The 12,523-nt window shown below is 45.2% G+C and carries 10 protein-coding genes; all 10 read right to left on the reverse strand.

Annotated features, from left to right (window positions below; translation table 11 throughout):
- Window positions 1–179: 179 nt before the first annotated feature.
- The 10 genes from IRJ18_RS13460 to IRJ18_RS13505 all read right to left on the reverse strand — a co-directional run bounded on the left by IRJ18_RS13460 (window position 180) and on the right by IRJ18_RS13505 (window position 12,522).
- A complete protein-coding gene (locus tag IRJ18_RS13460) occupies window positions 180–953 on the reverse strand; it encodes a 3-keto-disaccharide hydrolase (protein ID WP_194106842.1) in 774 nt (257 codons plus the stop codon).
- Between the two features lie 26 nt (window positions 954–979).
- Window positions 980–1,861, reverse strand: coding sequence for a sugar phosphate isomerase/epimerase family protein (locus tag IRJ18_RS13465; protein WP_194106843.1), 882 nt, complete (start codon window positions 1,859–1,861; stop codon window positions 980–982).
- A gap of 30 nt (window positions 1,862–1,891) precedes the next feature.
- Window positions 1,892–2,782 carry a hydroxypyruvate isomerase family protein gene (locus IRJ18_RS13470; RefSeq protein ID WP_194106844.1) on the reverse strand — a complete coding sequence of 297 codons (891 nt, stop codon included), beginning with the start codon at window positions 2,780–2,782 and terminating at the stop codon, window positions 1,892–1,894.
- A gap of 15 nt (window positions 2,783–2,797) precedes the next feature.
- Window positions 2,798–3,364, reverse strand: a complete 567-nt coding sequence (locus IRJ18_RS13475) for a gluconate 2-dehydrogenase subunit 3 family protein (protein ID WP_194106845.1) — start codon at window positions 3,362–3,364, stop codon at window positions 2,798–2,800.
- A gap of 32 nt (window positions 3,365–3,396) precedes the next feature.
- The gene (locus IRJ18_RS13480) at window positions 3,397–4,860 is read right to left on the reverse strand and encodes a Gfo/Idh/MocA family protein (RefSeq protein WP_194106846.1); all 1,464 of its coding nucleotides are present in this window, start codon (window positions 4,858–4,860) and stop codon (window positions 3,397–3,399) included.
- 33 nt (window positions 4,861–4,893) lie between these two features.
- Window positions 4,894–6,570: a GMC oxidoreductase gene (locus tag IRJ18_RS13485; RefSeq protein WP_194106847.1), complete on the reverse strand. Its 1,677-nt coding sequence runs from the start codon at window positions 6,568–6,570 to the stop codon at window positions 4,894–4,896.
- A 912-nt stretch (window positions 6,571–7,482) separates the two neighbouring features.
- Complete coding sequence (locus IRJ18_RS13490; RefSeq protein WP_194106848.1) at window positions 7,483–8,841, reverse strand: MGH1-like glycoside hydrolase domain-containing protein; 1,359 nt, start codon at window positions 8,839–8,841, stop codon at window positions 7,483–7,485.
- Window positions 8,842–8,969: 128 nt separating this feature from the next.
- Window positions 8,970–9,845, reverse strand: coding sequence for an SDR family oxidoreductase (locus IRJ18_RS13495; protein WP_228072858.1), 876 nt, complete (start codon window positions 9,843–9,845; stop codon window positions 8,970–8,972).
- Between the two features lie 5 nt (window positions 9,846–9,850).
- Window positions 9,851–10,615 carry an enoyl-CoA hydratase/isomerase family protein gene (locus tag IRJ18_RS13500; RefSeq protein WP_194106849.1) on the reverse strand — a complete coding sequence of 255 codons (765 nt, stop codon included), beginning with the start codon at window positions 10,613–10,615 and terminating at the stop codon, window positions 9,851–9,853.
- Window positions 10,615–12,522 carry an AMP-dependent synthetase/ligase gene (locus tag IRJ18_RS13505; protein WP_228072859.1) on the reverse strand — a complete coding sequence of 636 codons (1,908 nt, stop codon included), beginning with the start codon at window positions 12,520–12,522 and terminating at the stop codon, window positions 10,615–10,617. Before IRJ18_RS13505 ends, IRJ18_RS13500 begins: the two co-directional genes overlap by 1 nt.
- Between the last annotated feature and the right edge of the window lies 1 nt (window position 12,523).

Below are 12,523 nucleotides of genomic sequence, written 5' to 3' on the forward strand. Positions count from 1 at the left end.
TATACGCTATACTGAGTCTGCCTTTATAGCGTATAAGATTTTTTCCCTTCGGTCAAGAGATAGTTCTCCTCGCCCTTCCATTTTCCCCGCCGCTCGTTCGAAATGACAAGCTGATTTTATTTTATTCTCATTCCGAAATTGGCATTCCGCATTCCGAAATTATTCCCCCTTTAGGGGGGTTAGGGGGCTACAATCTCTCTCACCCAAATATTCCTAAAGCTTATCGGCTCGCTTTTATCGCCGTGGGCTTGCAGTTTTATCGGGCTGGCGCCATGGGCCTGCGTATAAGCTGGCTGACCGATATACTGTGTAGGCCCTTTCAGTTCAAAATTGTTTTGTACCAGTACCCCGTTAAACAGCACAGTTACACGAGCGGCACTTTTCAATGTACCATCCGTGTTGAATACCGGGGCAGTCCAAATCACATCGTAAGTTTGCCACTCGCCGGGTTTGCGGTTAGGGTTAACCAGCGGAACCGATTGCTTGTAGATACTGCCCGCCTGCCCGTTAGTGTAGGTTTTATTGTTGTAGTTGTCCAGTACTTGCAATTCGTACCCGGCATCGCCTTTACCTATCGAGGCTAAAAACACGCCGCTGTTACCCCTGCCCTGGCCTTCGCCGGTAATATTTTCGGGGATCTTCCATTCAATATGTAACTGGTAATTATTGAAAGTCTTTTTGGTTTCAATATTGCCTGTTCCTTTTTTAACAGTTAATACACCGTTAGCTACCGTCCACTTGGCGGGCGATTTATCATCGGCAGTAACCCATTGATCAAGGTTTTTGCCATCAAACAATATAACAGCATCAGATGGCGCCGCGCCGCAGGCAGCACCTGGCGTAACTACAGGCGGTACGGGCGTGTAAAATTCAGTATCCTCATGTTTGGCTTGCGCCGATGCGGTAAGTATGCCCGCAGTGCCTAACAAGGCGATCAATATAAAACGTTTCATTTTTACTATTTGAGGTGAAGATCCTGTTATTTCAACAAGGTATTTTTAATGTACGATGCGCTTTGCGTGATACTGGCGTAAGCATCCATCGAAAAATTTTCCTGCTCCATATAAATGTGTTTAACGCCGGATAACTTTTGATATTCGAATATCTTTTTAAAATCGATACTACCTGAGCCAACTTCGGTATTAAGCTCGCGTTTAACCTTGTCCATATCTTTTATATGCCACATGCTAAAGCGGCCCGGATGTTCCTGTATTAGTTTTACCGGGTCCTGGCCCGCGCGAACAACCCAATAGATATCCATTTCAAAAGTTACCAGCTTAGGATCGGTCTCTTTTAACAATACATCTTCTAACATTACACCATCCACCGGCTGAAACTCGAAATTGTGGTTGTGATACCCGGTTTTTATGCCCGATTGTTTGGTCAAAACCCCTATCTTATTCACGTTTTGGGCAATTTTATGCAGGTCGGCAGCTGTTTTTCTGAATTTGTCTGCTAAATGCGGTACTACAAGCGTTTCCTGGCCTAACTGCGCGGCGGCTTCAATGCAAAGTTTAAGGTCGTCTTCCTTGCCGTTAGTCATTATCTCATCAACGCCATAATGCCCGCTTGGCGATTTTAAACCGTTATCGGCCAGCAGCATTTTAAATTCTTTAGGGCTTAATCCCCAAAAAGTTTTTTTAGCCGTATCATAGCCATAGGTTTCCACTTCCTGGTAACCCGCTTTGGCCACTTTGGCAATTACGCCTTTAATATCCTTAGCCAAATAATCGCGCAGGGAATATAGTTGTAAGCCAACCTTCAGGTTAGATGGTTTTGCAAAAAGCATATCGGGTTTACCCAAAAACATACCTGCCGAAACAAGGCCGGTTTGTTTAAGGAAAGTTCTTCTGTTAGTCATATATAGTTTGGGAGTTTATAGTATTTTTAATTACACATCACATATCTGGATAGCTTTCCTTAATGATGCCATCTTATCCGGGTTTTTCGGAATAAATTCCTGTGCCACGTAGCCTTTATAGCCCGTAGCCACAATAGCTTTCATTATTGCCGGGTAATAAAGTTCCTGGGTTTCGTCAATCTCGTTACGGCCCGGCACACCGCCGGTGTGATAATGGGCTATATACTGGTGGCTTTCCTTAATATTATGGATCACATCGCCCTCATCAACCTGGATATGGTATATATCGAACAATAGCTTAAAATTCTCCGACCCTAAGCGTTTGCAAAGTTCTACCCCCCACGATGTACGGTCGCAAAAGTAATCCTTGTGGTTTATCTTGCTGTTCAGCAATTCCATCACCAGTACTACGTTATGCTTCTCAGCCAAGGCCACTAAAGGCTTCAGTCCTTCCACACAGTTTTTCCAACCGGTTTCATTATCCATATCGCGGCGGCTACCGCTAAAACAGATCAGGTTTTTATAACCTGCTGCAGCTACCTTGGGTATCATTTCCGCATAGTTCTTTTGCAGCGTAGCGTGGAATTTGGGCTCGGCAAAGCCGTCGGTCAGGTTTATTTCGGCGCCATTACACATTGGCGAATCGAGCCCGTGTTTTTTAACCGTTGCCCAATCGTTGGGGCCCAGCAGGTCGATACCTGTAATGCCCATTTTTTTCGCTTCGATGCAAAGTTCGTCCAGCGTCATGGGTTTGTAGGCCCAGGGGCATACCGAGTGATGAATATTTCCTTTAAGCGCCATTGTTGTATTTTGCTCGTCGGCAACTGAGGTAAAAGACGACAGCATACCGGCAGCGCCTACGGCAACTGTCCCGGTAACCATATTTTTTATAGCCGATCTGCGATTTTGTTTGTTTTCCATCTATCAATCTGTTAATTAGGTTGCCCAGGCTTTGTCGCCTTTTTTATATGGCAGGTTACCATCATATTTTCCCGGTACAGGTACATAGCGTAATGCCTGGGTACAGCCTTCTTTCGAAGTAAAGTAGCCCAGCAGCGTCAATTCCTTCAGCATGCGGAAATAATGGTTCGGGTCTTCCTTCTTTTTTGTTTTGGTATAAGCTTTTTGTTCGGCATCCAGTGCGTTTAGCACCTCTGTGCGTTGTGCGGGTGTGCAGGCCATAAAATCGGCATTATACTTTTTCTTACAGGCATCGTTCACCTTGGTTAGGCCGTCGGTAAAAATGGCCTGGTTTTTATCGTTATAGCAATCCTTCACCATAAAGGCCATAAATTTGCCTATGCCTATAGCTTTTGCACCGGGTGTTTTAGTTGCAGGGATAATAGTATCGCCAATTTCATCCATTAAAGCCACCTGGTCGTTGCTAAACAGTTCATTATAGTTTTTGGGTGCAGTTACACAACCGCTCAGAAAGAATTCGGCACCTATAACTGTACCGCCCATAATAAGGGCTACCCTTTCAATAGCTTCTCTTCTGTTCATATTTTTATATGATTAGATTTTTTGATTAAAGATTAAGCGCCAAGGTGCCAGCCTTCGCGATATGTACGTTTAACAAACTGGTTAGCTTCATCAACATTGGTTACCCGCATATTATCGTTATCCCAAACCAGTTTGATGTTACGGGCCGGATAATTGAAGCCTTTACCATCAGCCTTAGGCGTCCTGATCTCATGACCACGAATAGCCAGGTTAGCCATCAGCAAACATTCGGTCAACGGGCCAGCTTTTTCAAACGGCGAGCTTAGCTCGGTTTTGCCATAACCGGCAATACAGCCTTCTACCCATTGCGCATAGTGTCCGTTAGCACTGCCGGGCACACGGGCCAGGGTTTGCTTCACATGTACCTTATCAGTACGCGATGTTGGCAGCAGTTTAGGATCGTTAGCGTAGCAGCCGGCTATCATTTTGCCTTTAGTACCAATGAACAGGATACCGTTACCCTCGCTATCGCCAAATACTTCATTAGGGCCTAATTCATCAGGGCGTTCGGGTTGGATACCGCCGTCCATCCAATGCAATACTACATCGCCTTTGGTTTTGTTGGTTTTAGGGAAAGTAAGCGTAGCATGGCTTGATGGCGGACAGCTATCAGGGAAATAACCCTGTTTAAATTCGCCTACGTATACACTGCCAACGCTGGCCTGCACATCGCGGGCGTATTTCAGGTTCAATACACTAAATGGCGCTTCCACAATATGGCAACCCATATCTCCCAGCGCGCCGGTTCCGTAATCCCACCAGCCGCGCCAGTTAAATGGTACCAGGTTATCTACATAATCTTTTTGCGGGGCAGTACCCAGCCACAGGTTCCAGTCTAAAGTAGACGGCACTTGTTTAGGTGTGTTTGGCCATGGGATACCCTGCGGCCATACCGGGCGGTTTGTCCAGCAGTAAATGGTATGTACATCGCCAATAACACCAGCGTTATACCACTCGCGCAGTTGCCTTACACCATCGCCCGATGCGCCCTGGTTACCCATTTGTGTAACCACTTTATATTTTTCGGCAGCATTGGTTAAAGCACGGGCCTCGTACAGGTCATGCGTCATTGGTTTTTGTACGTAAACGTGTTTACCCATTTGCATAGCGGCCAAGGTAATAATGGCGTGGTTATGGTCGGGGGTTGATATAGATACCGCGTCGAAGTTTTTCGATTCTTTATCGAACATCTGGCGCCAGTCTTTATAGTATTTAGCTTTGGGGAACGCTTTCACCGAGTCGGCAGCGCGCACATCGTCAACATCGCACAGGTAAGCAATTTCGGCTTTGCCGCTTTTGTAAAAATTTGCAATATCGCTTTTACCTTTACCACCCACCCCTACCGATGCAATGATCAGTTTATCGCTGGGGGCAATAAAACCCGGACCGCCTAAAACATGGCGCGGAACGATCATAATACCTGCGGCAGCAATAGCGCTGTTCTTTATAAATGACCGCCTGGATGCATCAGGCTGGCCGGTAGTTTCATTTTTCATAGTATTAAGTATGTTTTAACTAATGTAAACTATTTAAATATTTTGCTTTTTAAGTTCGCCAAAGGCATGGTCGACCGCACGGGCGGTAAGCGCCATATAGGTTAACGATGGGTTTTGACAAGCAGCAGATGTCATACAGGCGCCATCGGTAACATATACATTCTGGGCATCCCAAACCTGGTTATTCTTGTTGAGTACCGATGTTTTAGGATCATGCCCCATACGCGCCGTACCCATCTCGTGAATACCTGCGCCTAATGTATAACCGTTATCAAAGGTTTTCACATTTTTCACACCTACACTTTCCAGCATTTCTACCGCGTCCTGCATCATATCCTTGCGCATCTTTATCTCATTTTCCTTTATCTCGGCATCGATGGCTAAAATCGGCAGGCCCCATTTATCTTTTTTAGATTTATCTAATGTGATCTTATTCTCGTGGTATGGCAGCGTTTCACCAAAGCCGGTGATACCCATTGTCCATTTGCCTGGTTCGGTAAGCGCTTCTTTAAAATCGGCGCCTATGCCCATTTCGGCAATCTCACGGCTCCACCCCTGGCGGCTGGCGCCTCCCTGGTAACCAAAGCCCCGCAGGTAATCGCGTTTATCGCCAAACAGGTTGCGGTAGCGCGGGATATATATACCATTTGCCCTGCGGCCGAAATAGTATTTATCCTCGTAGCCTTCAATATCACCACCTGCGCCGCATTTAAAGTGATGGTCCATCAGGTTATGGCCTAATTCGCCGCTGCTGCTGCCTAAACCGCCATCCCAAACATCAGTTGCCGAATTCATCAGCACCCAGGTAGAATTTAGGGTCGACGCGTTAAGGAAGATTACCTTGGCGTAGTATTCATAGGTCTGATTGGTTTCCGCATCAATGATCTGCACGCCTTTTGCCTTTTTGGTGTCCTTATCGTACAAAATTTGGGTTACGATAGAGAAAGGGCGCAGGGTTAAGTTCCCTGTCTTCATAGCGGCAGGCAAGGTTGATGCCTGTGTACTGAAGTATCCCCCGAAAGGGCATCCCAGCGCGCATTTGTTGCGGTATTGGCAGTTGGTGCGGCCATTATGCGGTACGGTAATATTAGCCGTACGACCGATGATCATGCAACGGTCTTTAAAATTCTTTTTAATGCGGGCAGCCACGTCTTTCTCCACCACGTTCATTTCCATGGCAGGCAGGTAATCGCCGGCGGGTAGTTGTGGCAGATCTTCATTCGACCCGCTGATCCCTGCAAATTTCTCTACATGGCTATACCATGGCGCAATATCTTTATAACGTATAGGCCAGTCTATCCCGACGCCGTCCTTCAGGTTATCTTCAAAGTTAACATCGCCCCAGCGATAGCTTTGGCGGCCCCACATCAGCGAGCGCCCGCCCACATGGTACCCACGAAACCAATCGAAAGGTTTAACCTCTTTATAAGGGCTTTCCTTTTCGTTTGTCCAGTAATCAAGGTTGGCTTCGCTAAGTACATAATCGCGTTTCAGCACGGGATGGTCTTTCAGCATTTGCTGCGTGCGGCTGCCATGGTGCGGAATTTCCCATGGGTCTTTATTGGCATTTACATAGCCTTTAATATGTTCAATGTTTTTACCGCGCTCCAGCATAATGGTTTTTAAGCCTTTTTCTGTCAGCTCTTTGGCGGCCCACCCGCCGGATATACCCGACCCGATCACTATCGCGTCGTATACGTTATTAGCCATAATATGAGTTTATAAAGAAGGTTTTTATTGTACGAACAAGGTAAATATATCGCTTTTAACTATTCACAGCAATTGGTAACAAAATGAATACAAAATCGAAAGACAAGGTAAGACAAATTGTAATAAGTACACTAATTAAATTATAGTTTTTTTTATCCCGGAAGAGATGGGTTGGGAAGGTGTAGAAAAACAAAAAAGGATAGCCCGGTTGAAGGGCTATCCTTTTTATCAGCAATAATTATTAAGTAATTAAGCTACTTTCTTCCTTGGGGCAAATAGCGGGCTTAACAAAACAATTAATAATGCTGCAAATTCTAATACAGTTGTCATGAGTTCCAATTTTAATGTTTAATAATTATGATTTTCGGGGGAAGACGACTGTCATGTTCCTTACTGTAAATCAGCCTGATAAACATGACAAACGCCTGCCATGCCACAATACGCGCCAAAAATATGCCAGTAAAATTTCGGTGCATTTAAAGGGATCAAATTGCCAATTTTTGCATTTTTAGAAATTTTACAAATGAAAAAATCGGCAGTAAATATTTGACGGAAAAAGGAAAAAACTTATCCGTTTTTAAAAATTACATCAAAACCGAATGTTTTAAAAAGATTGATTTTTCAAAATCCTGAAAAAGCAGAAACTTTTTTGCCGAAAACCACTTTTTTGATATTTCCCGGAATAATCTGTGTTTTTTGAGTGAAAAATCCCTGATTATGAATAAAAACGAATAAAAATAAATAAGAATGTAAGAAAACAGGGAAAAATTCATTCCATATCAGGAAATAACTGCCGCCTTAGCATTTTGAAAATATTTTCACTGCCAAACTGACACAGACATGACAAAACCCAAAATTGGAGTGGAAATTTTTAAATATTAGCATGACAAAAACCTGTCACTGCCAAAGGCACTAAAACTCTTCGATGGTGATGTGACCGGTCAATTGATCGATCATATTTAGTACCAGGTAATTCCAGTTTTGAAAACCCTTGTTCATAATTGGGGCGCCGGTATCCGGATCGTAATATTCGTGCAGCGCGCCTTCCTTTTTAAAATCATTGCCAAATAACATGATGGTTTTATAGGCCAACCCGGTAGCCTCCTTCTTGTACCCGTATTTTAGCAGGCCCCGGTAAGTTAAGTAATTGGATATACCCCATATTGGCCCCAACCAGTTTGATGGGTTACTGCTTGCTTTAAGGCTATACATTTTTTCGAGCTTAGATAAGGTGCGGATGCCATACCTGGCGTTGAAAGTACGTTTGTCGAGGTAATTTTCAGCTACCATCCTTTTGGCTTGCTCGGGGGTGGCGATACCAGCCCACATAGCCATAAAGCCCGACCATACACCGAAGCGCTGGATCAACCCAGCATAAGTGCGGGGCATGCCCTTGTGCAGCACAAAAGGTTTCCCAAATACAATAGAGGGTTCATTAGTGATCGGCCGCAGGTTCAAGTCGACGGAGTAATAAAACCCGTCTTTTTCGTCCCAGCAGTTTTTTTGAATGGCTGCCTTTAATGCCGCTGCATCCCGGTCATATTGCAGACTGGCTTCTTTCAGTTTCAAACATTCTGCAAGGTAGGCCATTGCCTGTAGTTCCTTATACATCAGGCAGTTTAAATAGATGGAGGCCGAACTGCGCTTAGGCCGGAAAAACGTTGACGGATCGTTATCTACGCCTATGGCCAGGTCATCCTGCCAAAAGAACAAGCCGGTGTCTTCATTCCTATGGTGTGTTTGATAATTTTTTATAAAAGCCTGCATCAGACTGAATTTCTCGCGCAGCCATTCTGCATTACCATCATTTAACTTGCTCAGAAACGCCGCATGCTGTGCAATTACAGGCTTGTGCATGTTGGTGCTGTATATATCTGCAGGTTTTATTTTAGCCGGATCAGCATCCCTGTCTACCACCATGGGCATATAGCCGTCTGCCCCGGTATAAGCCAGGTAATTTAGCACGCAGCCCTGCTCATAAGCCACCGCTTCACGTTTATCAGCAGCCGTTCCCCTATCCTGAAGTATCTGCCGCAGGGCGATATTACTCAGCCAGGAATCCCAATCCCAAAGTACCGCTGCATAGGATTTGCTGCCGGGTGTAATGTATGGATAAAGCAGCGCGCCGGTAGGTTGCTTAAGCATTTGCTTATAATCTTCAAAAACGTACTTTTTAATTATTTTGATACGATCAGCTATGCTATCAGGTATTTGGGCAAAGCCAGCTACCGCGCTTAATATCAGCGCTAAAACGAAAGTAATTTTCTTCATGGTATTCAGGTACAATCGATTGGGTAAATCAAATGTAAATGGCGAAGTATGGATTCGCATCATGCACCATCATGCTGAGAATATTATAAGTAGAAAATTCTGTTACCTGCATTAAAAGCAACGGTTACCTAAGATTTACCCACCGCCCGTGTACTCTGCTCTATCATATCCCACATTTGGTCGGGTACCATTTCCATGGGATTGAACTGGCCTGCGCCCTGCAGCCATTCGCCGCCATCTATGGTGATCACCTCGCCGTTGATATAGCCAGAGAAATCGGATACAAGGAAGGCGGCCAGGTTAGCCAGTTCCTGATGCTCGCCCACACGTTTAAGGGGCACGCGGTTTTTAAAATCGAACTTAGCCGCCATATCGCCGGGTAACAAACGTTCCCAGGCCCCTTTAGTTGGGAATGGTCCGGGGGCAATAGCGTTAGTACGTATCTGGTGACGGCCCCACTCTACCGCCAAAGAACGCGTCATGGCCAGTACACCGCCTTTGGCACAGGCCGATGGTACTACATAAGCAGAACCCGTGAAGGCATAAGTGGTAATAATATTCAGGATGTTACCGGGGATCTTTTCGGCTATCCAGTATTTTCCTAAAGCTAGTGAGCAATTCACCGAGCCTTTTAATACAATATCAATTATAGATGAAAATGCGTTAGCGGATAAGCGCTCTGTAGGCGAAATAAAGTTGCCCGCAGCATTATTCAGCAAAGCATCAACCCGGCCAAATTTTTCTATTGATTGCTGTAGCATCGCTTCCACCTGGGTATAATCGCGCACATCGCAGCTTACGGCCAATACTTTGCCGCCGGTTTCGGCCTCCATTTCGGCAGCCGTTTTTTGCAGCACATCCAGCTTACGACTGGTAATAACCAAATTAGCGCCCAGTTGCAAAAAGTAAGTACCCATGGCTTTGCCCAAACCGGTACCACCGCCTGTTACAATAATGGTTTTCCCTTTCAGGGCATCGTCCCTTAGCATTCCTGTAACGCTCATAGCTGTTATTTTTTAGCAGTTAACTGTTGTATCATCATTTCCAAACCTTTACGGGTTGATGGCGCCCACCATTGCTTCAGCATAATATCCAGGGTTTCGGTTTGGTCGGTATTTAGTTGGGCCAGTAATTCCTTTCGCAAGTTTAGTTTAGTTTGCCACCATACCTTTGGACTGAACTGCATATAGGCACGCGCCCGTCTTTCGGCAGCTGCCATCAGTTCATCAGGAGCGGTTACCTCATCAATCAGGCCCGCTTCCAGGGCTTCGCCAACATTCAATAAACGCCCTTCCATTAAATACTGGTAAGCTTTGCGCTGGCCCAGCCAAAATGAGTATACATTGAAAACGCTATCCGGGACAATGATACCCACCGGCACCTCGTTTAATCCAATAATGAATTTACCATCGGCCAGCAGGCGGTAATCGCAGCAAATAGCCATAATACAGCCGCCCGCCGGGCTATGCCCGCTAATGGCGGCCACCAATGGCTTTTTAAATGAAGCCAATACCACTTGCAGTTGCAAAAAGTCTGTCCAAAATTCCCGGCTTTGCACTTCATCATAATTATAAGCCTCTATCAGGTCAATCCCCGATGAAAAGAAACCTTCTTTACCGGTTATAATCAACCCGCCAACTTCCCTGTCCCCGTCCAGATCCTTAACGGCACTGGTAAGCTCTTTTACCATATCCAAATTGATAGGGTTAGAGCGCCCCCTGTCTAACTGAATGGTAGCTAAACGATCGGTAATGGTGAGTTTAAAAGTATTCATTAATGGGTTGGGGGGATAACGGTGCAGTCTGTATCGTTAACATCTTCGCGGTAAAGCTTATCAATCACATCGTGATATTTTTCCATGATCACTTTGCGTTTCATTTTTCCGGTTGGGGTTAGTTCACCGCTTTCAACCGACCATTCGTTAGGCAGCAAAGCAATCTTTTTCACCTGCTCCACATGGTTAAATTCGGGATTGAATTCGTTAACCGCTGCTTTAAATAATTCCATTACACGCTTATCTTTCACTAATTCGGCGTGGTTAATAAACAGGATGTCGTTCTCCTTGCACCATGGCAAAAGGTTGGTATATGATGGGACGATGAGCGCCGCGACAAATTTCCGTTCAGAACCTATCACCATCATCTGCTCAATAAAATGATTCTCCTTCATTTTATTTTCAATAGGCAGCGGGGCCACATATTTGCCGCCCGATGTTTTGAATATCTCTTTTTTACGGTCGGTTATCTTCAAAAATTTGCCTTCATCCAGCACCCCTATATCGCCGGTATGAAACCAGCCATCCTGCATCACTTCGGCCGTCATTTCGGGATTTTTATAGTAACCGGCCATTACATTATCGCCCTTGCACAGTATCTCGCCGTCCTCAGCTATCTTTACCTGCACGCCGCCCAACAATGGACCAACTGTACCAAATTTCCGCATATCGGGCAGGTATTGGTTTACCGCAATAACCGGCGATGTTTCAGTTAAGCCATAGCCTTCCAGTATCACAATTTTAGCAGCGGTAAATATTTTCTCCAGTTTAATGGGTGTAGCCGAACTACCAACCACAATAGCCTTTACATTGCCCCCCACTGCTTCGCGCCATTTGCTGAATACCAGTTTATCGGCAATGGCCAACTTTATGGCATACATAGCACCGTGATTAATTTCAAACTCCTCGGCTACTTTTATCGACCATAAAAAGATCTTCTTTTTCAGGCCGGTCAGTTTTTGCCCGGCATCCATAATACGCTCAAAAACTTTTTCTAACAAGCGTGGTACAGCGGTAAAAATATCCGGTTTCACCTCTCGCAAATTAGGGCCAATGGTATCCATACTTTCGGCATACGATATTGCAAAACCGTTAAACATATAGATGTAAGTACACATCTTTTCAAAAATGTGGTTCAACGGCAGGAAGCTAAGGGCGCTTTTATGTTCAGCCGGGATCTGGTTTAAAACCTTGCTGCTGTCCAGCACGTTAGTCAGGATATTTTTGTGTGTCAGCATTACGCCTTTAGGATGGCCCGTAGTACCCGACGTATAAATAATAGTAGTAATATCGTTTGCCTTAACTGTATCGCGTATGGCTTTTATTTTTTCCGTATCGCCCGGCTGCAAAGGCTGCAATAGTTCCAGCCAATGCGCGCAGGCATTTATCTTATCAAACGAGTAAACCTTTTTCAGTGATGGGATATTAGCTTGTACTTCGGTTATCTTCCCGCACAGTTCATCGTTACTTACAAATACATATTTTACTTCAGCTTCATTCAGTATTTGTTCTAATTCCTTGGGGTTACTGTTGGGATAAAGCGGCACCAGGATAGCCCCTATTTGCTGTACGGCCAGGTCGGTAATTAACCATTCGGGGCGGCCACTGCTAATCAATGCTATTTTATCGCGCCCTTCGGTAGTGCCATCGCCCTGCGATATCCCTAAATTGAGTAGCGCCATAGATAACTGATTGACCATCTGATGCACTTGCTGTGTGCTATAGGCTTTCCATACGCCATTTTCTTTAGCGTTCAGCAAATTGGCTACAGGCGCGGCGGCCTGCAGGGCCATACAATCAAATAATCTTGTCGCGTTCATGGTATACAATTCCGTCATCCTGAGTGCTAACGAAGGATCACCGGTTAGCATAGCCGGGGTTCCTTCACTACGTTCAGGATGACGCATT

The sequence above is a fragment of the Mucilaginibacter boryungensis genome, from assembly GCF_015221995.1.
Taxonomy (GTDB): domain Bacteria; phylum Bacteroidota; class Bacteroidia; order Sphingobacteriales; family Sphingobacteriaceae; genus Mucilaginibacter; species Mucilaginibacter boryungensis.